At 57.2% G+C, this 24,538-nt stretch carries 27 protein-coding genes and 5 pseudogenes; 14 read left to right on the top strand and 18 right to left on the bottom strand.

Features of this window, described 5'->3' with window-relative positions; all coding sequences use genetic code 11:
- Positions 1-295: 295 nt before the first annotated feature.
- From FHT92_RS23940 to FHT92_RS23895, 10 genes and pseudogenes are all read left to right on the top strand, one after another.
- Complete coding sequence (locus FHT92_RS23940; RefSeq protein WP_183829961.1) at positions 296-1,249, top strand: class I mannose-6-phosphate isomerase; 954 nt, start codon at positions 296-298, stop codon at positions 1,247-1,249.
- Positions 1,246-3,528, top strand: a complete 2,283-nt coding sequence (locus FHT92_RS23935) for a glycosyltransferase family 4 protein (RefSeq protein ID WP_183829958.1) — start codon at positions 1,246-1,248, stop codon at positions 3,526-3,528. The genes FHT92_RS23940 and FHT92_RS23935 overlap by 4 nt, the downstream gene beginning before the upstream one ends.
- A 30-nt stretch (positions 3,529-3,558) precedes the next feature.
- The gene (locus tag FHT92_RS23930; RefSeq protein ID WP_183829955.1) at positions 3,559-4,857 is read left to right on the top strand and encodes a glycoside hydrolase family 130 protein; all 1,299 of its coding nucleotides are present in this window, start codon (positions 3,559-3,561) and stop codon (positions 4,855-4,857) included.
- A 387-nt stretch (positions 4,858-5,244) separates the two neighbouring features.
- Positions 5,245-5,478, top strand: a complete 234-nt coding sequence (locus FHT92_RS29675) for a DUF4167 domain-containing protein (protein ID WP_210278581.1) — start codon at positions 5,245-5,247, stop codon at positions 5,476-5,478.
- Positions 5,475-5,980: pseudogene (locus FHT92_RS23920) on the top strand (fatty acid desaturase); the annotation flags it as partial. The gene FHT92_RS29675 and the pseudogene FHT92_RS23920, both read left to right, overlap by 4 nt.
- Before the next feature lie 285 nt (positions 5,981-6,265).
- On the top strand, positions 6,266-6,475 hold the full coding sequence (locus FHT92_RS23915; protein ID WP_183749878.1) for a cold-shock protein: 210 nt from the start codon (positions 6,266-6,268) through the stop codon (positions 6,473-6,475).
- Between the two features lie 605 nt (positions 6,476-7,080).
- Positions 7,081-7,218, top strand: a complete 138-nt coding sequence (locus FHT92_RS23910; protein ID WP_167078042.1) for a hypothetical protein — start codon at positions 7,081-7,083, stop codon at positions 7,216-7,218.
- 889 nt (positions 7,219-8,107) lie between these two features.
- The gene (locus FHT92_RS23905; protein WP_183749879.1) at positions 8,108-8,563 is read left to right on the top strand and encodes a response regulator; all 456 of its coding nucleotides are present in this window, start codon (positions 8,108-8,110) and stop codon (positions 8,561-8,563) included.
- Positions 8,564-8,720: 157 nt separating this feature from the next.
- Positions 8,721-8,906: pseudogene (locus FHT92_RS29415) on the top strand (integrase core domain-containing protein); the annotation flags it as partial.
- A 176-nt stretch (positions 8,907-9,082) separates the two neighbouring features.
- On the top strand, positions 9,083-10,111 hold the full coding sequence (locus FHT92_RS23895) for an IS110 family transposase (protein ID WP_183829952.1): 1,029 nt from the start codon (positions 9,083-9,085) through the stop codon (positions 10,109-10,111).
- An 828-nt stretch (positions 10,112-10,939) separates the two neighbouring features.
- Here the strand turns inward: FHT92_RS23895 and FHT92_RS29870 are convergent.
- The 4 genes and pseudogenes from FHT92_RS29870 to FHT92_RS23885 all read right to left on the bottom strand — a co-directional run bounded on the left by FHT92_RS29870 (position 10,940) and on the right by FHT92_RS23885 (position 12,082).
- Positions 10,940-11,281, bottom strand: coding sequence for an HAD family hydrolase (locus tag FHT92_RS29870; RefSeq protein WP_348644773.1), 342 nt, complete (start codon positions 11,279-11,281; stop codon positions 10,940-10,942).
- A pseudogene (locus FHT92_RS29405) lies at positions 11,258-11,406 on the bottom strand (D-alanine--D-alanine ligase A); the annotation flags it as partial. The gene FHT92_RS29870 and the pseudogene FHT92_RS29405, both read right to left, overlap by 24 nt.
- 142 nt (positions 11,407-11,548) lie before the next feature.
- Positions 11,549-11,800, bottom strand: coding sequence for a hypothetical protein (locus tag FHT92_RS23890; protein WP_183749882.1), 252 nt, complete (start codon positions 11,798-11,800; stop codon positions 11,549-11,551).
- Positions 11,801-11,875: 75 nt separating this feature from the next.
- Positions 11,876-12,082 carry a hypothetical protein gene (locus FHT92_RS23885; protein WP_183749883.1) on the bottom strand — a complete coding sequence of 69 codons (207 nt, stop codon included), beginning with the start codon at positions 12,080-12,082 and terminating at the stop codon, positions 11,876-11,878.
- 10 nt (positions 12,083-12,092) lie between these two features.
- On the opposite strand from FHT92_RS23885, the gene FHT92_RS23880 reads away from it, so the two are divergent.
- The gene (locus FHT92_RS23880; protein WP_183749884.1) at positions 12,093-12,311 is read left to right on the top strand and encodes a hypothetical protein; all 219 of its coding nucleotides are present in this window, start codon (positions 12,093-12,095) and stop codon (positions 12,309-12,311) included.
- Between the two features lie 162 nt (positions 12,312-12,473).
- Here FHT92_RS23880 and FHT92_RS23875 read toward each other — a convergent pair whose 3' ends face one another.
- Positions 12,474-12,749: a hypothetical protein gene (locus FHT92_RS23875; RefSeq protein ID WP_183829950.1), complete on the bottom strand. Its 276-nt coding sequence runs from the start codon at positions 12,747-12,749 to the stop codon at positions 12,474-12,476.
- Positions 12,750-12,885: 136 nt separating this feature from the next.
- The gene (locus tag FHT92_RS23870; protein WP_183829947.1) at positions 12,886-13,422 is read right to left on the bottom strand and encodes a hypothetical protein; all 537 of its coding nucleotides are present in this window, start codon (positions 13,420-13,422) and stop codon (positions 12,886-12,888) included.
- A gap of 154 nt (positions 13,423-13,576) precedes the next feature.
- Between FHT92_RS23870 and FHT92_RS23865 the strand changes: the two genes are divergently transcribed.
- Positions 13,577-14,209 (top strand): hypothetical protein, encoded by a 633-nt coding sequence (locus FHT92_RS23865; protein WP_183830496.1) that lies wholly within the window; start codon positions 13,577-13,579, stop codon positions 14,207-14,209.
- Between the two features lie 409 nt (positions 14,210-14,618).
- On the opposite strand, the gene FHT92_RS23860 is transcribed toward FHT92_RS23865, so the two are convergent.
- On the bottom strand, positions 14,619-15,152 hold the full coding sequence (locus FHT92_RS23860) for a GNAT family protein (RefSeq protein WP_312858785.1): 534 nt from the start codon (positions 15,150-15,152) through the stop codon (positions 14,619-14,621).
- Positions 15,153-15,235: 83 nt separating this feature from the next.
- On the opposite strand from FHT92_RS23860, the gene FHT92_RS23855 reads away from it, so the two are divergent.
- Entirely contained in the window at positions 15,236-15,847 is a 612-nt protein-coding gene (locus FHT92_RS23855; RefSeq protein ID WP_183749887.1) for a L,D-transpeptidase, read from the top strand.
- 168 nt (positions 15,848-16,015) lie between these two features.
- Here FHT92_RS23855 and FHT92_RS29400 read toward each other — a convergent pair.
- The 7 genes and pseudogenes from FHT92_RS29400 to FHT92_RS23830 all read right to left on the bottom strand — a co-directional run bounded on the left by FHT92_RS29400 (position 16,016) and on the right by FHT92_RS23830 (position 18,678).
- A pseudogene (locus FHT92_RS29400) lies at positions 16,016-16,505 on the bottom strand (GNAT family N-acetyltransferase).
- Positions 16,502-16,663: pseudogene (locus tag FHT92_RS23850) on the bottom strand (DUF1778 domain-containing protein); the annotation flags it as partial. The pseudogenes FHT92_RS23850 and FHT92_RS29400, both read right to left, overlap by 4 nt.
- 443 nt (positions 16,664-17,106) lie before the next feature.
- A complete protein-coding gene (locus tag FHT92_RS23845; RefSeq protein ID WP_183829944.1) occupies positions 17,107-17,535 on the bottom strand; it encodes a type II toxin-antitoxin system VapC family toxin in 429 nt (142 codons plus the stop codon).
- Positions 17,535-17,789 carry a type II toxin-antitoxin system Phd/YefM family antitoxin gene (locus FHT92_RS23840; protein WP_183749889.1) on the bottom strand — a complete coding sequence of 85 codons (255 nt, stop codon included), beginning with the start codon at positions 17,787-17,789 and terminating at the stop codon, positions 17,535-17,537. The genes FHT92_RS23845 and FHT92_RS23840 overlap by 1 nt, the downstream gene beginning before the upstream one ends.
- A gap of 255 nt (positions 17,790-18,044) precedes the next feature.
- Complete coding sequence (locus FHT92_RS29865; protein ID WP_409527170.1) at positions 18,045-18,167, bottom strand: sterol carrier protein domain-containing protein; 123 nt, start codon at positions 18,165-18,167, stop codon at positions 18,045-18,047.
- Complete coding sequence (locus FHT92_RS23835) at positions 18,109-18,432, bottom strand: hypothetical protein (RefSeq protein ID WP_183749890.1); 324 nt, start codon at positions 18,430-18,432, stop codon at positions 18,109-18,111. The genes FHT92_RS29865 and FHT92_RS23835 overlap by 59 nt, the downstream gene beginning before the upstream one ends.
- A 105-nt stretch (positions 18,433-18,537) precedes the next feature.
- Entirely contained in the window at positions 18,538-18,678 is a 141-nt protein-coding gene (locus tag FHT92_RS23830) for a heme-binding protein (protein WP_183830551.1), read from the bottom strand.
- Between the two features lie 353 nt (positions 18,679-19,031).
- Here FHT92_RS23830 and FHT92_RS23825 point away from each other — a divergent pair, with 353 nt between their 5' ends.
- The gene (locus FHT92_RS23825; protein ID WP_312858784.1) at positions 19,032-19,808 is read left to right on the top strand and encodes a nucleotidyltransferase family protein; all 777 of its coding nucleotides are present in this window, start codon (positions 19,032-19,034) and stop codon (positions 19,806-19,808) included.
- 308 nt (positions 19,809-20,116) lie between these two features.
- Here the strand turns inward: FHT92_RS23825 and FHT92_RS23820 are convergent, their stop codons facing one another.
- From FHT92_RS23820 to FHT92_RS23810, 4 genes are all read right to left on the bottom strand, one after another.
- Positions 20,117-21,046, bottom strand: a complete 930-nt coding sequence (locus FHT92_RS23820) for an XdhC family protein (protein WP_183749891.1) — start codon at positions 21,044-21,046, stop codon at positions 20,117-20,119.
- Positions 21,047-21,743: 697 nt separating this feature from the next.
- Positions 21,744-21,878: a hypothetical protein gene (locus tag FHT92_RS29670; protein WP_281412890.1), complete on the bottom strand. Its 135-nt coding sequence runs from the start codon at positions 21,876-21,878 to the stop codon at positions 21,744-21,746.
- A 296-nt stretch (positions 21,879-22,174) separates the two neighbouring features.
- Positions 22,175-23,707 (bottom strand): ATP-binding protein, encoded by a 1,533-nt coding sequence (locus FHT92_RS23815; protein WP_183749892.1) that lies wholly within the window; start codon positions 23,705-23,707, stop codon positions 22,175-22,177.
- The gene (locus FHT92_RS23810; protein WP_183749893.1) at positions 23,704-24,432 is read right to left on the bottom strand and encodes a response regulator; all 729 of its coding nucleotides are present in this window, start codon (positions 24,430-24,432) and stop codon (positions 23,704-23,706) included. Before FHT92_RS23810 ends, FHT92_RS23815 begins: the two co-directional genes overlap by 4 nt.
- Between the last annotated feature and the right edge of the window lie 106 nt (positions 24,433-24,538).

Genomic DNA, 24,538 nt, shown 5'->3' with positions numbered 1-24,538 from the left:
TAAGCTCCAACGGGCGCACCGAGGCTTGGCCCGTGTCGAGGGAGGAATTTGAAAGGACGCTGGCGCCGTCTATTGCGCCTTGAGCGATCTCGCCTTCGGACCCGACGAACTGGCGACCGAGGAGATTTTTTCTGGGCATAGACACAATGGCGCCGAGCCGCGGAGATAGCGGCTCCGCAAGCGCGTTCCCGCCTTTGCGGTTCTCAAGGTCAGTGCCGACAGCACAGGAGCGACAGCAAAAGACGATCCGATCTCAGGTCACCCCGATCTTAGCGGCAAGATCAAGGAGACCACTATGACATTCGACCGTGCCAGTGTGAGAACAACGCTCAAGCCATGGGGTCGTCTTGATCTCGGGCCATGGGCATCGGAGGAAAACCATCAGGATAGCCCTGTCGGCGAAATCTCGTTTGCCTATGACGAGGCGGGGGAACGGGATCGTCTGCTCCTCCTGAAGCTTCTCTTCACACGGGAAACTCTGTCGATACAGGTTCATCCAGATGATGCCGCCGCCAGGTCGATGGGGATGGAAAGCGGCAAGAGCGAAGCCTGGTATGTGTTGGCAGCGGAAGACGGGGCGCAGGTCGCCGTGGGCCTCAAGCGACCACTGACACAGCTCGAATTCAGGAAGGCCGCGATCGACGGATCAATCGAGGGCCTTCTCGACTGGCAGGCGGCCGCGGCCGGTGACGTGTTTTATGTTCCGGCTGGCACCGTGCATGCCATCGGTGCGGGTCTGGTCATTGCCGAGATCCAACAACGCAACGAGACGACGTTTCGCATCTGGGATCATGGACGCTCGAGAGAACTTCACATCGAACAAGCCATAGCCGTGGCACGGCTGGAACCAGCGAGCAGCAGAAAGCTGCCACGCCATATCACCGTCGAGCGCTCCGAGCTCATGTCCTGCCCATTCTTCACCCTCGAACGGTTGAACCTCCCTGCGGACACCGTTTGGGAATTGATCGCGAGCCGAGAGAGCTGGGCGCTGGTCGTCGCGGGAGACGGAACGATAGGAACTTTGACGGCCACGATTGGCGAAGGGTTTTTCGCAGAAGCTGATCGTGCCGACATCCGTGTCGGGCCTGACGGAATCGTTTTGCTCATCGCCACCGCAGCGAGCGCGCCTGCGATCGGGCTCCTGCGCGAGGTGATAAAAGATAGACTGCAATCCGATTTTGCGGACGCGGACAGCGGTCCTGCGGGAGTCGACGTCACTCCATCCAGCCCGTCGGGAGCTTCGCTATGAACCAGCTCAAAAATATAGCTTTCATCGGCAACTCCCTGCCACGCCGCTGTGGTATCGCGACTTTCACAACTGATCTGCAGCATGCCGTTTCCAAATCTCCAGCGCATGTTGCCACGGCAATCGTGGCCATGACGGACCACGGTCATGTCTACGATTACCCGCCGGAGGTCCGCCTCTCGATAGCCGATGAAAATCGCGATGATTATATTCGTGCCGCAGATGTGCTGAACTCCGGCAATTTCGACGTCGCCTGTCTGCAGCACGAGTTCGGAATATTTGGCGGCGAGAACGGGGAGCATATCGTTGCGCTGCTGTCGCGGTTGAAGATGCCGGTCGTCACCACGCTGCACACGGTTCTTGCTGAACCGAGCTCCGGCCAGCGTCGAGTCCTGAACAAAATCATCGACCTGTCCGACAAACTGGTGGTCATGGCGGAAAAGGGCAGGACTTTGTTGTCGGAGGTCTATCATGTAGCGGCCGAAAAGATAGAGGTCGTTCCTCACGGAATTCCCGACATGCCGTTTTTGGAACCGGCAGTCTCGAAAGCTGGCCTCGGGTTTGACGGGCGCTCGGTGATCCTGACGTTCGGCCTTCTCTCGCCCAACAAAGGCATCGAGGTCATGATCGATGCCATGCCCTTGATCTTGAAAAGTCGGCCCGATGCGGTCTACGTGATCCTTGGGGCAACTCATCCCAATCTCGTACGCGACGAAGGTGAGGCCTATCGCGAGAGCCTGGTGACGCGGGTGAACGACCTGGGCATCGAGGACAGCGTGGTGTTTCTCGATCGCTTCGTCGATAAGGCAACGCTGCTGGAGTTCATTTCCATGTGCGATGTCTATGCCACGCCTTATCTCAACGAAGCCCAGATGACATCGGGCACCCTGGCTTACAGCTTCGGTCTCGGGAAGGCCGTCGTCTCCACACCTTATTGGCATGCTCAAGAGCTGCTGGCTAACGATCGTGGTGTGCTCGTTCCCTTCGGTGACCCGACGGCCATCGGACGCGAGATCGCGTCGCTTCTCACCAATGACGCAAGACGCGACGTAATGCGCCGGCAGGCATACCAAACCAGCCGACCGATGACATGGCAAAAGACCGCGGAGCGCTATCTCGCATTGTTCTCACAGGTAGCGATTCAAAATCTCGCACGCTGGCCCGCAGCATCAAAGAATGTCGTGATGCAAAAGGCCCCTCCCCTGCCCGAGCTTCAGCTCGGCTACTTCATGTCGATGTGCGACGATACAGGACTATTCCAGCATGCCGTCTATTCGGTGCCTGATCGGGCGCACGGCTACTGTGTCGACGACAATGCCCGCGCGCTTCTCTTGTCGGTTGCCCTCAACGAGCCCGGCGAACGGCTTCTTCCGGAGGCGCTCCCCTCGCGCTTCGCTTCCTTCGTGCAGCACGCCTGGAACCCCGACGAGAAACATTTTAGAAACTTTATGGGCTTCGACCGACGCTGGCTGGAAGACAAGGGATCACAGGACAGCCACGGCCGAACGCTCTGGGCTCTCGGGGAATGCGCCCGTGGCGACACTAGCCCCTCCCGGCGCGCGTGGGCTACGGCCCTGTTCGCGCAGGCATTGCCAACCGTTGAAGGTTTCGGCTCCCCACGCGCTTGGGCCTTTGCGCTTTTGGGACTGGACGGCTATTGCGCGGCCTCGCCTCAGGACGTACTCGCGCAACACATTCGCTCGTCCCTGGCCGACAGGATGATGGATATCTTCCATCGCGTCGAGAGAACGGGCTGGACCTGGTTCGAGGAGAACCTGTCCTACGACAATGCCCGGCTGTGTCAGGCCCTGATCGTGACGGGACTGGGTGCTGCACGCCCCGATTATGTGGCGGCAGGCCTCAAATCCTTACGATGGCTGTTGACGATACAGACGGGGCCTGAAGGGCTATTCAGGCCGATCGGAACGGATGGCTTTACAGATCGGGCGGGAGAGGTGAAGCACTTCGACCAACAGCCTCTGGAAGCGTCGGCGACGATCGCTGCTTGTCATGCGGCATGGCGGGTCGGCCACGACATCACATGGAAAAAAGAGGCTGCAAAAGCTTTCGCCTGGTTCCTCGGCAGCAACGATCTCTCATTGCCGGTCGTGGATCTTGAAACAGGCAGTTGCCGCGACGGTCTGCATCCGACGCGTCTCAATGAAAATAGAGGCGGCGAATCCGTAGTCTGCTATCTCCTTGGCCTTCTCGAGTATCGCAAGCTTTCGCGCGCGAGTGGCCATCCATCGACATTCGGCCAGCTTCGCGCACTGACGGCATGAATCACAGCCTCAAATCAGATCGAGATCATTGTGTCACAGACAGCATTTCTCAACCGCCAAGCACTTTTCCTACGACCGGATCCTACGCGCGTCGTGGTGCGGCCCTTCAAGCCAGCCGCGGAACCGCGAGATCTCAAGCCGACGGACAAAACGCGTGCCAATCACATAGTCGATCGTGTGCTCGGCCTCGACATGGAGGTCGCAAAGCAGCAACTTGCAGAGATTCTCGAAAACTTCGAGGGCCGACACCGTAATCTGCTGGCGACGTTCGAAAAGCGCGCTTATGAAATGGAAGAGGCGTTCGCACCGCATATTACTTTCACCAAGGTGCAACGCCAACTCGTCGGTGCCTTCTTCATGCACGAATATTCCTTCGAGGCATCCGCTCTGTTCAACCCAAGCATTGTCGCCCATGCGGATCAGTCAGGGGTCCCAAGCGGCAGCAAGCGCTTTGTCTTGAGCCTGCGTGCGGTCGGCGAAGGACATGTTTCGTCTCTCACCTTTCGATCGGGAATTGTCGACCAGGATGGCACTGTGGATATCGAACCCACGGCGCGACTTGCGTCCATTCCCGTTGTTGAAAATCCCCTATCCACATCTCCCGACGAGCCTTTGGAACTGAGGTTTTTCTCCGAGCAGCCAATCAGTGAGCGGGTGATTTTTCCAGTCAGCGCTGCGCAGTCGAACGGCATCGAAGATGCTCGCTTCGTCGAGTTCGAAGAGGCTGGGCACAAAACCTATTACGCCACCTACACGGCCTATAATGGCAGAGACATTCGCTCTGAACTCCTCGAGACTAAAGATTTTCTGTCGTTCCGGATGACACCTCTCATGGGGACAGCTGCAAAGAACAAGGGGATGGCCTTATTCCCGCGAAAGATCGACGGCCAGTTTGCGATGATCGGCCGTCAGGACAATGAAAACCTTTACCTGATCCGTTCCAATGACCTCCACGTCTGGAATGGCGGCGAGATCATTCTCGGGCCGAAATTTCCGTGGGAATTCGTGCAAATGGGCAATTGCGGATCGCCGATCGAACTCGACGAAGGCTGGTTGCTTCTCACGCATGGCGTCGGACCCGTGCGAAGATACGCAATCGGCGCAGCCCTTCTCGACAAACGTGATCCGTCCAAGGTTCTCGCCCGCTCGAAAGAGCCGCTCGTTCACCCGGAGCCGTCGGAACGCGAGGGATATGTACCGAACGTCGTCTACACATGTGGCGCCATGCGTCACAACGATCAGATCGTGCTACCATACGCCATCTGCGACACGTTCTCGAACTTCTCGACCATCAAGATTGCCGATCTGCTGGACACGTTGACCGGCTGACTCTCTGCTTTGGGTTATAATCAGCAACGCGGTGAAGGTTAAAGCCGGCCGAAGCCAAGCCATAGCCGCTGTGCCCTCCTATTCAGAATACCCCTGCAGCATCAGGCCTGTTTACGGGTACTGCTTCAGTCGGGCAACAAACAGCCCGAGCCAAGATATCGCATTGGGAACTCGCCCTTCGAATCTAGGCCGCCTTCAACTGTTTGGTGCCGACACCGGGAGACCAGCAACATCAAACGGCCGTAATGCCGCGGTACGCTACCTTCAACTGCGATGCCGCCCCGAGGGGCGATACCATTGGCGAGTTCGCCTAGATTAGTCGCCGTCAATCATTCCCGAAATTACGACCTTTATGGAGCAGGCCTCATGCAGGCTTGAATTGTTGTTTTGAAATCACCACGCCGAAATTCTACTCCGTTTGCCAGCAGCCGTGCTCGAGCCACCGCAGATAAAAAAGTAATATCGAGCCCGCAGAACTTAATGAGACGATATGAACAATATATGGTTTCAGCCCGAGAAGCCGCCCATGCCGGTGACGGGGTCGAGGCGGAGAACCTTTATCAGCACGCTGAACACTTCTATCTCGCGGCAGCCCTGGAGAAAGCCGGCATGCAACGATGATCGCGGAAACAAAGTCATCCATGGAACGAGGTTCGGACGAAAAAGCCTGGCTCAAAATCCTTGCGAAATATCGCAAGCCGCATGCGGGCCGCAGCGTGTTCGAGTTGACGCCCTTTCGTCGCCTTCTGGACGCTGACTTGGCTCGCGGTTCATTTCGGCTTCGCGCTTCGATGACTGGAGAGGACGCGTTCTCGGCGTCCTTACCCTGACGCCTCATGACTATTGGCGCAGGGCGCATGCTACGCACCACGCGTCGGCCGGCAATCTCGATGAGCGCGGCGTCGGGGATATTACCACTCTTACCGTCACGGAATACTATGGTCGGTCCCGGTGGAGACAGATTGGATATCGCCTTTATCGGCATCCGCTGGTGATGTTTGGAATAGGCCCTGCCTGGCTCTTCCTGTTTCAGCAACGGCTGCCGATGGGGATGATGCGCGAAGGTGTACTTCTATGGATGTCGACGATAGCTACCAACATCGCGGTGATGGTGATCGCCAGCGAAAGCTCCTTTGGAAAATTCAGGGTCGCACGCTGGGAATTTTGTCGAACGCACGAGAGACTGGTTGCGCGACACAGGTTCGATACGACCAACACAGCAGGAGCTTAGAACAAAAACCAGATAGGTATTGCAAAACCAAAAATTGAGCTTATATGTTGATTATCGACCAATGCTTGTGACGTCGTTCCAGAGCTTTATGCTCCCGTCGGATTTCCTCTCAAATAATCGATCTTATTCCGCAAGGCATCGCGGGAACCACAACGATTGCTTCGAAAGGAAATCGTTATGAACACTGGTACTGTAAAGTGGTTTAACTCCACCAAAGGCTTCGGCTTCATTCAGCCTGACAATGGCAGCACGGATGTGTTCGTGCACGTGTCTGCCGTCGAGCGCTCCGGCATGCGTTCGCTCTCGGATGGTCAGAAGATCACTTATGACATCGTCCAGGACCGCAAGTCCGGCAAGAGTTCTGCCGACAACCTTCAAGCGGCGTGATAAGGTCATTCGACCGCTGACCACGGATGTACTGGCAGCAAAGCTGAATGACTGTGAGAGGTCGGGTTCATGCCCGGCCTTTTGTTTTTCCCGCCACAGAGATTGGCAATTTTAATCTCCGAAGCGTCCGCAAGGACGGGTCCGGTTTCAACCGCTGCAACATCCGGCCCGAGCGGCATCGCAGGCACAAATGACAATAGCCTGCCCAAACGGCGAGGCAGGCATGTGGCAGACGCAATAGCCGCATCATAGGCATCGCTGTCTTTCCGACGGCCTTACCAAAACGAGAGGAGGACACGATGTCTTCCAACGAGTATTCCGGCTACGTTTCACAAAATCTGGCCCGTTCGAGTCCATTCGGATATCATGAACAAGCGACCCTTCGCGCGCTTCTCGAGACCGCGGTCACCCGAGCCGCTCAGCGAAACCTACCCCTGGCGGCGATGAGTGCCTTTCTAAATTTCGGCATCGACGGAACCCGCATGCGGACGATACTTCAAGGCAGGACGCTCCTCCCAGTTTAGCAAATTTGCTTCGAGACAAACGCGGACCCAAATCACTCCAGCTCAAACAGCGCCGACATTTAGGCGCCGAAGGATAAACCCATGGCCAAAGGCCAAACGCGTAGCAACCGCGAAATCCGTAAACCGAAAAAAGACAAGACCGCAACAGTGACACCCGCGCCCTCTGGCTCGCAGGTCAAGCTCACGGGCGGCCACACCGCGAGTGTCAGCAAGAAATAGCTCGTCGTTGTCACGCCAATACCATCGCAAAGGGCGCGATAGCGCGCTCATTCTTCGAGGACAAAATGACAAGCTACACCACCCGAAAATCCGCAGAAGGGCTGTTTCGTGCACCTGCCGCCGAAGCCGGTTCCAGTGCCGAAAAGCTCTTCAACCTTCGAAAAGGGATGCAGCTGCGCCAGCGCCAACTGCGCGATAGCGAACGGACCGTGCGAGATGCCGCCCGTCGCCTCCGTCATCCTGTCGCAACCGCGAGGGCTCAAATGTGACCCGGTTCGATTATACGGGCGGAGCTGGACTTTACGCCGGCAAGTCGAAAGGTGGAACAAGCGGCCCTCGCTATCGGCGGTTCGAGACAGCTGCCGAAGCCCTGCGTTTCGCCGTAGAGGACATGCCAAACAGTCAGCAGCGTGGCTCTATGTTGGAGATTGACGAGGCGCGTTTTGATCAGAACCAGATTCGCGCGCTCTATGACGCGCCGGGCTACCCACTTTCACGCCGCTCGCCTGACCGGCGACAGGTCTGACGGACTCTTGAGACGTCGGCATAAGCTTTGATCTGCGACGCTCAGAGATCCGGGGCCGGAGCCGCGAGGCTATAGAACGATCGGACTGAGGTGGCTCAATTGTCACGTTGTGGTGCTTCTTCGATCTCGAAGGGGTGAGAACCATCAGCCGCCTTCTCGATGAACATCTCCCCTGTTCACCCGCGCGTGTCGAACACCTGTGCCGGAAGAATGTGCGGCTCAGGACGCTGCCTCTTGCCCTGACTAATACCGTCCTCCATGGATTAAGGATGGACTTAATACAGAAAAGCTCTACGTATCCCTCATCGTCAGCAATGAATTCGTAGGCGCTGGCGGCTGAGGGCTAAGAGCTCCCGCCTGCCAATGCAGGACGCGCTCGTGGTCGATGATTGCGCCGAGACTTTTCAGAAAATCATCAGCGAAGACAGTAGCAAGCTGCTTGTTCTCATCGCTGAAGATGAATTACTCATCAAACTAAGTCTCGAAGACGTCGTGACGGAAGCAGGCTTCGAGCACCGCGCCGTATCGGATGCGGATGAGGCTATTCTTGCTTTGGAAGAGGACTCTGCTCGCTTTTGCGCCTTGATAACCGACGTGAGGATGCCAGGACAAACAGACGGTTGGGATTTGGCTCGCCGAGCGCGAGAATTGCAGCCGCTTATCCCAGTGATCTATATGACAGGCGACAGCGCCAAGGAATGGGCAGCTCAAGGCGTTCCCAATAGCGTTCTGCTTCAGAAGCCTTTCGTCCATGCCCAGCTCGTCACCGCATTAACCACTCTGCTGAACGATGCTGCCACGAGCGGGATTGGCCAATAGCTTGTCAGCATGAAAGACGAGATCGGCTCGGGCGCTCAATCTTTTTGCTTGGCCTCCTCGGCGGGCGCTGTGCCAAACGGCTGCGGTCTGCCTGCCGTCCCGGCCTTTGCCCAGCCGGCGGTCTCACCGCCATTCGCAATCCATCGCCGGGTGGCCACTCGACCGCGGCGGCAATCCGTACGATAATGCCAAGGCCGAAAGCTTCATGAAAACGCTGAAGGTCGAGGCGGTCTATCCGATGGCCTTCGAAACCTTCGAAGACATCACTGAACACCTTCCCCACTTCATCGAGGAGGTCTACAACAAGCGCCGGCTCCATTCAGCACTCGGCTACCTGAGCCCCCAAACAGTTCGAGGATCAACACATCCGGCAGACTGGCAAATCAGCAGCCTGATCATTGTCCACCCCGAGGGGCGCACTCCAATTAGGGGTGAATTTTGGACACCATGACGTAATTGCTCGCCTTAGTTCTTGGAATGACGCTCAATATTTGAGCCCCATCCTCGAAGGAGACTCGCATGAAACACTATGTTGGCCTGGACGTATCGCAACGGGAAACAGCCGTTTGTGTCGTGGACGAGACCGGAAGACTGATCTTCGAAGGTAGAGCTAAGTCGAATCCCGGAGCCCTGGCAGAGCTGATCCGGAGGAAAGCGCCGTTTGCGGAACGCATCGGCTTTGAAACTGGAGCTATGTCGAGCTGGCTGTGGCATGAGCTCAGGCGTATCGACTTACCTGTCGTCTGCATCGACGCACGGCACGCGAAAGCCGCATTATCGGTGCGCATGAACAAGAGCGACGAGAATGATGCCCGAGGCTTAGCGGAGCTGGTTCGCATCGGCTGGTACCGGGAGGTGAAGGTCAAGAGTGCCGAGAGCCAGCAGGTTCGCTCCCTGCTCGTAACCCGCTCGCGCCTGATCGAAATAAGACGAGCGATCGAAAACCAGATACGAGCGATGGTGAAGGAGTATGGACTGCTCTTCGATCGCGCCATTGGGTCGATGTTCCGGCGTAAGGTGGCGGAATTGGTCGATGCCGAACACCCTCTCAAAGATGTCATCGCCCCGCTGCTTTCCATTCATGAACAAGTTTGCGGCGAACAGGAAAAGCTCGACAAGCGGATCGCCGCTCTTGCACGCGCCGACGAAACAAGCCGTCGGCTGATGACCGTGCCAGGCATCGGCGTCGTCACAGCGCTGACGTTCCGTCACACCATCGACGATCCGAGTCGGTTCCGATCGGCCGCGACAGTTGGCGCATATCTCGGTCTGACACCCAGGCGAAAGCAATCTGGGGAGAGCGACACGAACGGCAAGACATCGAAATGGGGCGATCGACTGTTAAGAACGTATCTGTTCGAGGCCGCGTCGGTCCTGCTGCACAGGACGAAGAAATGGTGCACATTGAAGGCGTGGGGGCTGCGGCTTGCGAAGCGCATCGGGATGAAAAAGGCCAAGGGCGCCGTTGCCCGAAAGCTCGCTGTCATTCTTCACTGCATCTGGGTCGACGGCACCACCTTTGAATGGAATGCTCAGAAAACCGCTTGAACTAAACCTGAGTTTGCAGGCCCTAGACGGGGTCTGCAATGTCCCCGCCGGGACGGTGGTTGCGGTGACTTCGGTCAATCGGCTGATGGCCCAACAGGCACATCGATGGACACGTTGAAGCACTCGACCCGAACAACATCATGAGGCAACGACCTCGGAAAGGACCATGACCCCGGCAAGGATGTTGCAGGCGCTTGACAAACACCCGCAATTAAAGGGCTGTTTGACACGTATCGCCCAAATATTTGCGGCGTCACGCTGGCGTGGATCGCTGAACCGGCTGGGCGTCTTTCGCATCGAATGTGCGGGACAACGGAGCACAACGTAGTTCGGGAACTTTCGTTCCAGAAGGCTAAGTAACCTGCCGTCACCGTCTCTAGGACCGCTCACTTACGGGGCCTCTAATACGGGGCGGGGCGGAGTTTTCGGCAAGTCTGGCATATGCGGTCGAACGGCGGATTTTGCTCTTTGGTGCTACAGCGGATCATCCCGGCGGCGCCCTGCGCTGTTTCACCTCGTTGAGTTCGCGTTCAAGGCACTACTAACATGACACATTGACTCCTCCGCCTACCTTTCGGGGGTTAGGCTGGGCGACGCCGGCCGACTGGTTGAGGAACCGGAACTGCGTGGCTTGTTCACGAAGCTCGAGGATTCCGTCGCTGGCGTCCTGGCCGCCAGACGCGCCGGGATGAGAGTTCTGGGTTTCACAGGTGGTGGACATGCCTACAGTGGTCTCGCTTCCCGCCTAACGGATGCCGGGGGCGGAACAGGTTTGCGGCGCCGGCAACGTCGTACCGCCGGTCCCCGACCATGACGCAGTGATCGCGCTCAAGGCCATTCTCGCACATGGGCGATCAGTTCCGGCTTATGGTCGATATGGCCGTCCGGCGTCGATCCGTAGATACCGGCAAACAACCCATCCAGCTCCTTATTCTCAAGGATCCTGCGTGCGAATGTCTCGCGCTTCGACGTAGCCAGGTACAGTCTGGCAGATTGTCTCATCGCCAGCAGAGCATCAGGGATACCGTCGTAAACCTCACTGAAAAGCAGGCCTCGAGCGCCGTAATCCTGCCGGTAGGCGTCGACCGCTTCCGTGACTCGATCGTCCCCTAATTGTCGGAGAAGGGTAACGCATGACGTGAGAGGATCCGCCGGAAGCTTCGCCGGAATGCTCAGCGCCGCCCCATCCTCATCGGTATATTTCGCATCGTAGCTGTAGAAACCACAGCTTCGGCCGGGATGATCTCACCCCGGCGGGATACGAACAGACCGCCCTTGGTGTCCTCAAGCACGCTGCGCGGGCAGATCCCGGAGCCAATCCTAACCGGTGATGAGCTGGCCCGCCTTATGGCACCGGCAAGACACAATAGTAAATGGCCGGTGCTTCCGCATACGGCCTTTGCCCCTGAGAAGTCGAGACTTGTGATGGAGCCTTCCCTACCGCTCGACCGGCTTGGCGGGGGCTTCGCTCTTGGATGCTCTTCGATCTGCGAGCAACGAGTCCAAAGCCTGATGTTCCGGACCAAACGGCCGCTGATTCAAGAATGAACTCACTGGGATTGTCGTTTCATGCCCACCGGAGGATGGGTTGCCACGATGAACAACGACTTCGCTGTTGGTGGCAGCGTCAACGCCGAGAAACCACCGATCGCCATTCGTGCTTGAAGCAAACTCTTTGAGATTTTCCAAGTTCGGACTCCTTCTGGAATCAGAGGTAGCGCGCGCAACAGGAATTGCGAGAAAGTATCCCTCCGTTTGCAAGAATCATGCGTCCTGGTCGTCGCTTGCCAATAAACGGAACTTCGGCGCCCGAGCCATGTTGTAGTTCTCATGAGCGACACCGAACGAAAAGCCAGCAAAGGCATGATTAAGTTCGTGCTGACGATATTCGTCATCGCGATCATTGTTGCCGTCGCTTACATGGCTTTGTTCACGCCCGGAAAGGCTGAGCCGGCTTCGCCAGTGGTCCAAGGAGGCCCCAATGCGATACTATGTCTATGCGATACACACCGACGACACACGCAATCGGCTACACGAGGTGTTTGATAATTTAGCCGAAGCCGCAGCTATTGAGCGAGAACTGCAAAGCCGTACCCAACCGGGAGACAACTATTTCGTCAGGATGTTCCCTGCGCAGAACGTCGAGGAAGCGCGGGTAAAAGCTGATCGGATGCGAACAGTCCCCCTGATGCTCAACTGACCGGAGCGTAACGATGGCCTTGGTGATCGGACGTAGACGTCGAGCCTGGAGCGTGCAAATGGGTGAACGAAATGAGCAAACACTTCAGCGCCATGGAGACTTTCGCTATTTATGGCGAGAGCGAGACGACGGTTACGGTTACGGTTGTACTCGACACCTTGTCTACCGAGGAAAAGACCTATCCACCAGCGAAGGTCCCGTTATCCTCACGGGCGTCAATTTCACGACGGGACGGCTTCCTAGGACGAAGGGCTTTTTGAAATTGTCCACCCGGCCGATGACAATGCCACGCACGCCGATCACCTTCAGACCGTCGTCGCTTCCTGTCTTCAGAGCGGCAACCCTGAGGTTTTTCCGCATGCGTCTGAGCGCGTCTGGATCGAGAAGCTCGCGTCGTTCCTGATTGGTGAGGCCGTCGTCCGGGGCGCTCCAACTCATCCAGAATTCGCTCAACTTCGTCGCGATGCTGTTCGACGTCATCAAGGAGGCGAACAAATCAGGGACACGGCGCGACTGCTTATAAAAGAAGACGTCCCACGTTAGACGCTCAGCTTTGGTCAGTCCGGGGCAGCTATCACGCTGCGCCGCATCGATAGCTTGCGGGTGACGGGAGCAGCTCGCTTTCCAGATCCGAGAAGATTTCTCCAGTGAGGGTCTTTTGTGCGTTCCGGATGGATATAGCTATGGAGATGCCCTCGAGAAACAGGTTTTCATACGAGCTACGCCAAATACCCCTCCCCCTGTTTCGGCTATCGAACGTCCAGAGGCGGTCGTCTTCGTCGACGAAGTTCTTCTGCAACATTTCAGGGACGTAGTGGTGCCGCTTAGGGAGTATCATCGTCGTGCGTTTCTTGGGGCGCGGATCCGGTTGCCTTTTTACTGAGGTGTTCAGAATTTTCTTCACGGCTTTCCCATTCGAAAAGGCGGGTGTCGAAGTCGCCGTTGCTGAACTGCAAGTTCGACTTGATGGAGCGGATATTTCCGCCACCATCTTATTTTCCGGATCTGCCTCGTGCGTGTCGTCTCTGCGGACGATCGCTGCCGGCGCTTCAAAGAAGCTAGAAATTCCAGCAGGCGAGAGTGTTGAACGGGCACCATTGTCACTCGGCATTTGATTATATTGTACAAATTCAACGGCGGCGGTGATGGAGGCGGCACAATGGGCTCATTTGGCACAGACATCGGGGCTCCACCTGCTGCGAGAACGTAGGAAATCACGCAGAGTTCCGTTGACGTTCTGCCCCTTAGACACCATTTGCTGCGACATGCCTAAGACGAAGAAGAAGGAAAGCAACGATCCCGAACTGATCAGTGAGTGGCCGCTTCCAGTTGCTGTGACCCTCGGATCCGGTGTCCGAGTGAAGGGAATTCTGCAGGAAATCCGCTCACGACTACCATCTCCGGTCCGCAAGTCGCTGAATATGCACGCAGGCGGGCTCATCCTCGTCATGCCAGAGACTTCGAAGACAGCATTCAGAGCAACGGCATCGGCCGTTTCCAGTGCGCTCGACGACATCGCAGATCTTCCGATCATTCCGCGTGAGATCGAGGATATCCTGACAATCACGGCAGCAGAGCGGAAGCGCTGGCTCGAAGACGGTCGCCTGCCAAGCGCTGGAACGCGAACAGTCAGGCTGCAAGGGCGTGCAAGGAAGATCACCTTTCACGTATTCGACCCCCGAGTTGTTGAGGATCTGCTCGATCGCGGCGCCGTGGACGAATGGAGGGAGGAAGACGCTGCGGCGAAAGCGGAAAATCGCAGGCGGGCCGCATACCAGGCGAAGCTGACCCGTTCGCTGAAGAAAAAGGAAAAAGCCGAACAAACTGAACGCGCGGAGGAAGCCGCGACCAGGCTAAGTGGATGGGACGAGTTCGGACGCGACGGCCTCCTTCGGTAGGACTGGCGTCTCTCTTCGGATTGCTGCGGCACGACCCCGATCAAAGCAATCTTGCCAAGAAAGTCATATTCGGATCCCATACGTCAGTTAGAGACGCATCACTTACGTCCGATATCTTGGGGTTCTCTAAGGGCACTTGCGAGCTAGACCGTCAGCTAACCGGCCTACGGTGCAATGGCTACGGCCGGGTACGAACCGCGAAAGACATAGCCGCTGAAATCACCCCGCGGACAACGCTGAAGGAGAGCCAAAGGCGAGAAAGGTTACCGGTGTCGCACCATTACCAAGTTCTTCAAAAACCGTCGCCTGACCACCGTGTCATGCGATCCCGAGTAGCCGGATAGGCGAGCTCCTTGTGATGCGAAGGGCCGGCAGGGGTTCGGCCCGAAGCCGACATCTTCGGCGACGGCTACGCCTGAAATTCTCTGGAGAGTATGCCGATTATTAGATCGTCATGCCACACACCGTCTACGAAGACGGTTTCTCGTTCCCGTCCCTCAATCACAAATCCACACTTCTGGTAGGGCCTGATTGCTCGCTCATTGTAAGCAAGAACCCTTATGCCAATGCGGTGAAAATTCAGCTCGGTGAAGGCGTGGTGCAAAAGCAGGCGGATGGCTTCGCTTCCATGTCCCTTTCTAAGCTGCATGGGATCACAGATTGCGATTGCCATTGACGCTCTGCGATCCTGCGCATGAATGCCGTGGAGTTTGATTTCTCCTATCAGCCGTCCCGCAAGTTCAATAATCCAAGCGTAAGGATTGGTCGCGTGGCCGCGAGCCCACGCATCAGCCGCATCCATTGTCACAGGTTTCGTGTTGGAATGGCTGACGCCGAACATCCTCACAATGTCGGCGTTGTTTCCCAGCGAAAAACGAGCTGCCGCATCGTCAGGCGAAGCGTGCCGTACCCGCAAGCTTGGGCCTTCCGAGCAAATCATCATGGCCGTTCATAGTGTTTTTATGCCATAGTGCCGCCACAGACATTCTGCCCAATCATGCTTGTATAACAAGCGGATGGCATAAAATGAGATTGCTGGTTCTACTTGCTGCGAGCCTCTTTCTGACAGCGGCGCATGTCCAAGCCCAGGTTTACGCGCCGTATGATGGATACGACGAATACGACCCGTATGGGTATGAGGACCCCTACAGCCCCTATCCCCCACCTCCCTACTACGAGCCCCAACCTGGCTATCGGGAACCTTTGCAGGAACGGCGCGAACCATCGACGCGAACTGGCAGGGGAACCATCGTGATCGCCACACGGGAGCACACCCTTATCTACACGACAGCAAGCGGAGAGCAGTTCGCTTACCCGATAGCTGTAGGTCGTGAAGGCAAGCAATGGTACGGAACAACCCGGGTTGTATCCAAGCGGATGCATCCCGAATGGCGGCCAACGCCGAGCATGCGACAGAAGAACCCAAGGCTTCCAGAGGTCGTGAAGGCTGGGCCTGCCAATCCGCTTGGAACTCGCGCAATTTACCTGGCCGACGGCCTGCTGCGCATACACGGCACCAACGACCCCTCTTCTATCGGCACCAATGCATCGAGCGGATGCTTTCGGATGTACCGCGAGGACGTCGAAGAGCTTTACGAGATGGTGCAACCGGGAACCAGGGTGATCGTCCAACGGTGACTTGCGCTACGCCCGTTGAGCGTCTACTGCCGACCGATTTCGCGATCACTACGCGCCCCGGCAAGCGGCAGGAACCTCAATCGCACACGTTCTGCGGTCCTGAATTGCCTGCCCCTCTCCCGGACGGGCGGCAAAGATCCGCGGCCTTAACGCCCGCGTCTTACGGACTCAAAGGAGACCTTTGGCACGCAAGTCGGCCGCGAAGGTGATGAGCGGCATCACAGGAAGCGTACCAGTTGGCGGCTCGCTCGCCTTTGGCATCGATGATCAGTAGAAGTCCCCCGCCCTCTCCTGCAAGTCGCAGGCAGCGGAGCGCTGCGGCGGCTAGGAGCCGGCCTCCCAGTCCCTGCCCGGCAACCGCGCGGTCGGTAGCCAGTCGCGCAAACCTGAAGCCCGGCACATCATCGCGGGCAAGACCGCGTGTCATTGCATCTGGCACAGTCGCATGCTCGACTGCCGAAGGCGCGATCGTATAGAACCCAAGAATCCGGCCGGGCATTGCGTCGTCGATAGCACAGAAGGTTTTCGAGGCATTCTGCTCATGGCTCTGTCGGGCAAAGTGGAGCAGAAACTCGTTCATTTGACTGTCGCCGCAATCGAAGGCCGCCCGACCGTGAGACTTGGCGATCGGTTCCTCATGCCATGGAGGTAAAGTCATAGGCTGTCGGGCAAACCGGCAATCGCCGCTCGAAGCTTGGCGTTGGGTTTGGGCGGATTTTCCAGAAGCTCAAGAATACGAAGATGATCGCGTTCTGACACTTTGATCGTCTCGGCTTCTTCAATGACAGCCTCTGCTTCTCGCAGGGCGGATTGCGACGGAATATAGGCGAAAATCCCTCATCCTCAATGGCGTGCGTCTTCAAGGCGTACAGATCGCCAACGCGCACTTCTCTATCTTCTTGGCTTGCCTCAGGGCGCGCAGAACATTGGGATCACCTGTCAGCTGGCCAGCGATTTGCAGACCATCACGCACGCCCTCAGGGGCAACGGGCGTTCGATCTCGCCAATTTCGACGTTGCTATCAACCTCAGGTCAAGCGCCTCAAATATCTGACTAGTCTGACTGACTAGAAACGGAAAGCTGGGGCTTCGAACACAGCCCTCCGCGACAGATACGGGCTCTTTGATTTTGAAACAACGCTAGCGTTGATCCAATTCGACTTCTTCGGCTAATCGTGACCACGCCAGGTATTCATGGCCTTAGTGCCACCCCCCGGTCTTTGGCTGCCTTGCCGACGCGATCCTACGCCGACTGACACATCAGGCGAGTGGAGCATCCCAGGGATTTTTAAGTGCGACCCCGAGGGTCTCGAAATCTTTGACGTTGCGTGTCACCAGCGTCATTCGCCGCGTGAACGCCGTCGCTGCGATGTAGACATCGTTGATTGGCTTGGGGTGAGGCACATGCCATTTGGCTGCCTGACGGGCGGCCGACTCGTCAAGGGGGAGGATACGTCCGGAAAACGCGGACAACACGGCATTTTCCAACCAATTCCGCATCACCTTCCCGGCCGCAGCATCATTGTGCTCCACCAGCCGGACACCAATCTCGAGTTCATGCAAAACGACAGACGAAATAAAAGTCTCTTCCGGATCTACGGTCTCGTTCCAAACCACGACATTGGGATCGGCCCTGCCGCTTGCGACCTTGCGCAACTCCGACACCACGTTGGTATCGAGCAGCAGCATCAGGACAGGTCAACCGGCTGAGCATGTTCCGTGCGCGACACGAGCGGCAAGTCGACGTCCTCCGCACCCGGCGCCGCGAGCATATCGCCGAGCGTGCGCGTTTTGCCGGTAAGCCGCTTGTAATCCTCGAACGACAAAAGGACATGCGCGGGCCGGCCCCTGTCGGTGATGATCACAGGCCCTTCCTGGGCGGCTCGCTTGGCGCGACCTAAATCTTGATTAAGTTCTCGGCCCGAAAGTGTGGTGACGCTCATAACAAGCCTCCCATGATCGTGGTTACGTAACCACATTTAGTTCATATGGGGCTGATTTACAAGGACTCCCGCCGGCGAGGAGAAACGCTCTGGCGCCTGACCTCGAAATCGCGCGCAAATACGCTTAGCAAAACGGGATTTTCCATTAAGCTGCAATATCGGGCAATGGCATGCCGTGAGGCGCTCGCAGGGCTTACTTATCCGATCACCTAAGCCGCTCTTCTTTGCTGGTGAGGTGCGCTCAAGGCCGCGCATTTAGAAATGCTCTCCGACCCAGGGCGGAGGCCCGGTGAATACGCGATCAAGGATCATGATTGCCTCATCGGACCCATCGAGGCCGCCAGTGCGGCGAAGGAACGCGGCCGACCGAAACCCCAGAGGCTGCGATGCTGATCGTTTCCGATGCTTGGTGATCTTGGCTGACGGACGCGACGCCGTCGATGATCGAAACCGAAAGATGTTCTATTTCCTGACCGTGGATCTCCAGGCTGAAACGCGTGTCGGCGCACGTGTACCCCCTGCGCGAAAGCGCCGCGGCGGGATCCATCAGTTTGAGCAGAAATTCCTCTTGATGGACAAGATGCCAGCCCTTGTCGGGCAGCGCAAAAACCAATAGATCGTGGGGAGCGCGGTGCCAGCGCACGCGCGGATAGACCGTCGAAAAGACCCAATAAACTTGAGGCACACCAGCTTGGTCATCCAAACAGCAACCAAGGCAAGTGCTACGAGGTGGATAGCTGCGCGGAGTTCAGATCACTGGCCTTTCAAATAAGGATTTCGAAAGTCTTAGGAAGAGGTCAACGCCCGCCTGAGCACACTCGGCGTCTTGCGCTGGTGTGCCGGAACTCAAACCAACGCCACCAACAACTTCGGCATCGATGCGCGGCATTTCCCATTCTCGTGTTTTTGCCCACGCCCCAGTCTTTTGCTGAGAAAACCTACGACATCGTGCATTGGACCGATATGGTGAGAGCCGGCATTTAGCCGCCCTAGAAGAGCCGACCTGATTCTGGGCGACCTACAGGCCTTCATCGCGAACGTATCGGGAGAGCGTCCCTGAGGTCGGAAATCTCTCCTTACGCCGTCACGGCGCCGTTTGGGTGTTCCTAGAACCGAGAGCCTTCGACACAATTTGGTAACGGCGCGACACACTCTTACGACAAAATAATGATAGCATTTTCGTTGGGATCGTTTGCCTAAACATCGGCTCAGGAGCACACCGGACCCAGCGAGGAGATCGATATGACGGAGCACCAGGAAATTGCGGCTTCCTGCAAATGCCTCATTCCCGCCGATCGATCGCAGCGAAAGCATTGTTCCGGTGAATTTCAGAGCGACGTCAGCGCACCGCCATCGGCAACCCCTTGGTGGCCTGAGGCTGAAAATTCGATGCAGGGACGATCAAACCGACCGATTTCCGTTGCTGTTGTTCTCCTTGCGGCGGGACAATCGAGCAGAATGGGCACGATCGGCGCCCATAAGTTGCTTGCGGAATTTGATGGGATGCCGCTCATCCGCCGCTCTGCGATCACGGCGAGCAATTCCAACGGCCGCCCGGTGATCGCAGTGACTGGCTATCGACACGTCGATTTAGAGCGCGCCATTGAAGATCTGCCGGTCACAGTCGTTCGCAATGCTGCGTTCTCATCGGGGATGGCAAGTTCGCTTGCCCTCGGCGTCACAGCCGCCGAGGTAGGAGCCCCGGATGGCATTATGATCATGCTCGCCGATATGCCTGCTCTCACGGTGATGGACCTGGAAATTCTTATAACAGCGTTTCGGGCCGCACGCGGCAAATCGATCATTCGTGCCGCCGCGCGAGGCAAGCCCGGCAACCCGGCCATTATTCCTGAAGCGCTTTATAGCCGATTGAAGAATTTGAAGGGGGACAAAGGCGCACGTGAGTTGATCAAAGGCTCAGGCCTTCCCATTGTCGATGTCGAGATTGGTGACAGCGCTCTCATCGACGTCGATACGCCTGATGCAGTTGAAGCCGCGGGAGGGATTTTGCGCACGTAGAGTTTGCAGCCTGCGAACGTGTTGCTTTCCAGGACCAACAACCGTCCTACCGCAGCGATCCATATTGAGAATATCCAACCACGGCGGCAGGAAAACATCAAGCGGCATCAGAGCGCTCGGCTTCACCGCGCCGATTGTAAGGCGATTTCCCCACCCCACATTGTCTGCAGTAGAAGCGCCACTCCTAGAGGCGCCAAGCATGACCGGAGGGCAAGCAACTGCTAGCGCATTAGCCAAGGAAATGCGGAGTTGTCGCAAAGCCCTTCTGCAAAGGTGGCTACGACCTGGATCGCAGCGACTTTATTGCATTATTGTTCGCCTATGTCCTGCCGCACAGCAGCGATCTCGGCAAGCACGGAAAGCGCAAGCGAAGCTGAATCGCGCGCTGGTCCGAACAATCCAATCGGAGCCTTAATCCGCTCGATGTCAGCCTTAGAAACGCCGGAACTTGCCAGCATCTCGATACGCTTGGCATGTGTCCGCGTGCTGCCGAGAGCGCCGATGTAAAAGGCCGGCGAAGCGAGCGCCGCTGCAAGTATCCGCTTTTCTGCATCGAGATCGTGGTGGAGTAGCACGACAGCCGTATAAGCATCGATCGCTCTTGCAACATAATCGCCATCCGCGCTTTCCAGCCGGGTGACATCAAAGTCGAGAACAGTTGCACAGCGAGCGAGCATCTGCGCTTCCAACGAACGCCCCGAGATGACCACGCGCGTGCGCGGACGGTAGGCGGATAAGAAGTCCTCCTCAATCCAGCCCGATTGAGCAGGCGGGTCGGTGGGTGCAAGAACCTGATTTCGCGGCGAGTAGCGAACGCCCGCCGGCTGCCTGCGCTCAAGTCGCTCGAGTACAAATCGGAGGACTGAGGCTGTACGCAAGACATGGATTGCCACGGTGAGCCCTCCTCCGCATGGAAGAACAATGTCGAAAAAGGGGGAGCCCTGGCCGAACATTACTACGCGATCCTTTCCTTGAGAGATCGCGAGCAAAGCCTCGAAGGCCACCGTGGATTCAATGCATCCCCCCGATACAAAGCCGCAGTAGCTGCCGTCAGCTGCGACTGCAATGAGCGATCCAGGAGAGCGCGCTGCCCCACCCCGAATGCTGACGAGCATCGCAACAGCAACCGCACCTCTTTGAAATTGCTCTTCTGCAAACCGCAGGATCTCGATCGGATCGTCGGTCGCCTTCGCCTGAATGGGCGTCGGAAATTTCTCTATGAATACGGTTTCGTTCATATTGGATCCTCGAAATCAACCTGAAGACACCCGCAGCTTCGCGTTATCCGGCATCGCCATCCAAGGCAGGCTGTCGATGCCGTGGAGCTGGACTTAGGGTAAAGGGGTCTCGCTCGACTGGATCGTAGCTTGAACTTGTCGTGTGTGTTTGTCAGGAATCCGGGGAATTGTATCAATCTCTCGGCTAGCAAGGCGAAGGGAAATCAGGGCGCAGGCGGCGGGCGCTCATCCCGGCATTCCTTCGAAAACTGGCCGCCACAGGTCTCCACGCCTCATCGGCGTACGCAGACGCGCCGGTTGATCGGCGCCGATGCCAATCAGAAGCCCCGTGGTCGGTTTCGCCACCTGGCGGGCAGACGTCGGTCGCGAGAAGCATGCCGCCGAAGACTTTAAGAAGGCCTACAGTCAACACCAGCACGTTCAGCGGGCACTGGAACGGCGTCGGCCACCCCGCAGCTTCACATCCGTGCATGGCGAAAGATGCGGCTGCGACGCGCCAAACCACGAAGCGATTGCGGTGCCGCCCCTGGACAGGTGCCCTTCGCATATCGTTCTCCTCATGCTTGCATCGTCATCAACCATCGCGCCGCTTTAAACGCCCTCGGCCTCGTCTGAACGGCGGCGGAAAGCTGCACCGGCTCTGTCGCACGGGCATACCGAACGCCGCCAAAACTGTCGCCGGCCGAACCGATCCCGATCAGTCTCCGGTCAGGCTCATGAGTGCCGTCAGCGCGATGATGGAGGTGAAGAGGATGATATCGGCAAGCACCCCTTCAATCATCGTCGGGACGATGTGTCTTTCGAACCCGTAGCTGCTGAACTCGTGTGCCATGAGTTTTCCTTTCCTTGTCAGCCATCCGATCAACCGCAATGGACGTTGCAAATGTGCTTGCGCGCCTCACAAATCGGTTGGTTGGCGGAATGTCAGAGACACCGCTCGCTTTGATCATGATGGAAAGGTTAGCTTTGCCATATCGCAGAGCTGTGTCGAAGGTGAAGCAAAATGTAATCGATTGTCACCGGCCTCTAAGTGATGCCGAGACCGTGCCACGAGTACGCCAGTATCAGCAGGACTTCTGGGTATTAAGGATGAAGATGGCAAGCCGGGGTGCGAAGACAGTGCCGGAATTACTGTTGTGTCCGCGGCTTTGACTGTTTTTCAGCAAGGTTCTGGGTGCGCGACCCAATCGATCCTCGCAGGAGCTTCCAATCGCGCCCCTTCTTGACCTTTGACGGTTCCACGCGGCCGTCCCGTGGCAGGGAAAGAACGGCTTGCATGCCGCCATTGCGTGTTATGAACGAAATGTCGCCACCATGCTGCCTAGCAACCGCCCGCGCGATGGAAAGGCCCAACCCAATCCCGCCGGTATCTCGATTGCGAGACCCCTCAAGCCTGAAGAAAGGTGCAAAAACCTTTTCCTGCATGGGCTCAGGGATACCTGGGCCGCGGTCTTCGACAATAATATCGACGGTTGCAGCCGTTGGTCGGATGAAGACGCGTGCCTCTCCGCCATAGCGGATGGCGTTTTCAACGAGGTTTCTCACGGCACGTCTGAGGCCATCCGGGCGGCAGCGGTAGGTCAACTTTGCGCCTTCAACGAAATCGACTGGCTGGCCGAGATCTGACTGATCGTCACAAATGCTTCCGACCAGCGCTTCGAGATCAATGTCGCGCGTTTCTTCTTCGGTGGATTCTCCACGAGCAAAAGAAATGGCGGCTTCAGTCATTGCCTGGAGCTCATCGATAGTAGACAGCATTTTCCGCTGGATCTCCTCATCCGTAACGAACTCAGTCCTCAACCTCAGCGTCGTCAAGGGTGTTCGCAGGTCATGTCCGATGGCGGCAAGCATCTTCGTCCGGTCCTCAACGAACCGGTGCAACCGGCTTTGCATCTTATTGAAGGCCTCGGCGGTGCGCCGGACTTCTTCGGGTCCTTCTTCGGAAATCGGCGGCAAGTTTTCTCCCCTCCCCAAGGCCTCGGCTGAGGCCGCAAGCTGTCGCAGCGGCCTTGAAATGCGGCTGGCAAAGAACACACCGATCAACGCCAGGACGACGGCCGTCAGGCAGAGCGAGGCCAGCGACGTGGATGTCCACCATCCTCCGGTCTGGCGCATATAAAATGCCGCGTTCAGCCAAGTGCGATCATCGACCTTGATAACCAAGCCATAGCCCCTCGACCCATCGAAATAGATATATTTGATAGGCTGCGGGAGCGCCCAAAGACTTTGCATTGGAACGCGCCACCCCTCACCGAGGTTTGACACTGCCACTCTTTTCGCATCAGGGATTTGAGTCCTGGCTGAACCGTCTTGAAAAATTCTGACGAGGTCTACGAAGTTTTCCAGAGGGCGGGAAAATTCCGCTGCAGCCGTCTGACGCCATGCCCCAGCGTCCTCCGCCTCGCGGTCCGTCACCCAAAAACGCGAATCGCTTGTCTCGCTTGCCAGCAGCGCCTGCCTTTGGTACTCGGCCGGAACCGTTTCTACGAGACGGGTCATCGTGCGCGCTCGACTGAGGAACTCGCTCTTGGCTGCTGCGTCAAGTGCTCGGGAGTGCTCTTTCCACGAAATCAGAAACGTCAGCGCCTGGGAAACGAGCAAGGCCGCAAGGGTGAAGGCGATAAGCTGCGTCGCGAGGCTTCTGTTCCAGACGTGACTCATTCGATTGCTACCTCAGCAGCAAGACTATAGCCGCCACCCCAATGCGTCTTGATAATCGATGGGCATTTTGGATTCTCTTCGATTTTCTTTCGCAGCCGGCTGACCTGATTGTCGATGCTGCGATCGAAGATATCTGCCGTCCTGCCGACGGTGAGATCGAGTAGCTGCTCGCGGCTGAGGATCAGTCCCGGCCGTTCGATAAACACCTTAAGCAATCGGAATTCGGCAGTGCTTAACGGAATGCCGACGCCATCCTCACCAGATATTTCCTGACGGCCCATATTCACGCGCCAATTGGCGATGCGCACGGTTCTCTGCTGCTGAGTGATGCGCTGTTGTGTCAGCGGATTGGCGGAACGCCGAAGGACGGCTCTGATTCGAGCGAGAAGCTCCCGCGGATTGAAAGGCTTCACGACATAGTCGTCGGCACCAAGCTCCAATCCGATGATGCGGTCGGTATCTTCCACCAAAGCGGTCAGGAAAATGATTGGAATATCGGTGGCAGCACGCAGCTGGCGACAGACGGACAATCCATCCTCACCCGGCATCATGACGTCAAGAATGATCAGGTCAACGACCTGCCGCTCGCGATCGAGCAGGCGTCGAAGCGCAGCGCCACTTTCGGCAACGCTCACCCTGTAACCTTGCTGCTCAAGATACTGCCGAACCAAATCCCGGATTTCGCCGTGATCGTCGACGACCACGACATGCGACGTGTTCTGCATCTGCCTAACCTCTGAACCTATTGTTGCAGACGCTTGGGGTTTGCGCATCGAAAAAAGTGTAACAAAGTTTCACAGCGCGATCGGCCCTATCAATCCCGGCTCGGCT

The organism is Rhizobium sp. BK377 (assembly GCF_014193935.1).
Taxonomy (GTDB): domain Bacteria; phylum Pseudomonadota; class Alphaproteobacteria; order Rhizobiales; family Rhizobiaceae; genus Rhizobium.
Note: the sequence above shows the minus strand (reverse complement) of the source record. Positions and strands in the feature narration are given on the sequence as shown.

Bases quoted from the DNA above. Each gene is read 5' to 3' on its own strand.
- FHT92_RS23940 (WP_183829961.1), top strand. From the start codon at position 296: ATGACATTCGACCGTGCCAGTGTGAGAACAACGCTCAAGCCATGGGGT.
- FHT92_RS23935 (WP_183829958.1), top strand. From the start codon at position 1,246: ATGAACCAGCTCAAAAATATAGCTTTCATCGGCAACTCCCTGCCACGC.
- FHT92_RS23915 (WP_183749878.1), top strand. From the start codon at position 6,266: ATGAACACTGGTACTGTAAAGTGGTTTAACTCCACCAAAGGCTTCGGC.
- FHT92_RS23910 (WP_167078042.1), top strand. From the start codon at position 7,081: ATGGCCAAAGGCCAAACGCGTAGCAACCGCGAAATCCGTAAACCGAAA.
- FHT92_RS23905 (WP_183749879.1), top strand. From the start codon at position 8,108: ATGCAGGACGCGCTCGTGGTCGATGATTGCGCCGAGACTTTTCAGAAA.
- FHT92_RS23895 (WP_183829952.1), top strand. From the start codon at position 9,083: ATGAAACACTATGTTGGCCTGGACGTATCGCAACGGGAAACAGCCGTT.
- FHT92_RS23880 (WP_183749884.1), top strand. From the start codon at position 12,093: ATGCGATACTATGTCTATGCGATACACACCGACGACACACGCAATCGG.
- FHT92_RS23875 (WP_183829950.1), bottom strand. From the start codon at position 12,749: ATGAGTTGGAGCGCCCCGGACGACGGCCTCACCAATCAGGAACGACGC.
- FHT92_RS23870 (WP_183829947.1), bottom strand. From the start codon at position 13,422: ATGCCGAGTGACAATGGTGCCCGTTCAACACTCTCGCCTGCTGGAATT.
- FHT92_RS23865 (WP_183830496.1), top strand. From the start codon at position 13,577: ATGCCTAAGACGAAGAAGAAGGAAAGCAACGATCCCGAACTGATCAGT.
- FHT92_RS23860 (WP_312858785.1), bottom strand. From the start codon at position 15,152: ATGATGATTTGCTCGGAAGGCCCAAGCTTGCGGGTACGGCACGCTTCG.
- FHT92_RS23855 (WP_183749887.1), top strand. From the start codon at position 15,236: ATGAGATTGCTGGTTCTACTTGCTGCGAGCCTCTTTCTGACAGCGGCG.
- FHT92_RS23845 (WP_183829944.1), bottom strand. From the start codon at position 17,535: ATGCTGCTGCTCGATACCAACGTGGTGTCGGAGTTGCGCAAGGTCGCA.
- FHT92_RS23840 (WP_183749889.1), bottom strand. From the start codon at position 17,789: ATGAGCGTCACCACACTTTCGGGCCGAGAACTTAATCAAGATTTAGGT.
- FHT92_RS23830 (WP_183830551.1), bottom strand. From the start codon at position 18,678: ATGCCGCGCATCGATGCCGAAGTTGTTGGTGGCGTTGGTTTGAGTTCC.
- FHT92_RS23825 (WP_312858784.1), top strand. From the start codon at position 19,032: ATGACGGAGCACCAGGAAATTGCGGCTTCCTGCAAATGCCTCATTCCC.
- FHT92_RS23820 (WP_183749891.1), bottom strand. From the start codon at position 21,046: ATGAACGAAACCGTATTCATAGAGAAATTTCCGACGCCCATTCAGGCG.
- FHT92_RS29670 (WP_281412890.1), bottom strand. From the start codon at position 21,878: ATGGCACACGAGTTCAGCAGCTACGGGTTCGAAAGACACATCGTCCCG.
- FHT92_RS23815 (WP_183749892.1), bottom strand. From the start codon at position 23,707: ATGAGTCACGTCTGGAACAGAAGCCTCGCGACGCAGCTTATCGCCTTC.
- FHT92_RS23810 (WP_183749893.1), bottom strand. From the start codon at position 24,432: ATGCAGAACACGTCGCATGTCGTGGTCGTCGACGATCACGGCGAAATC.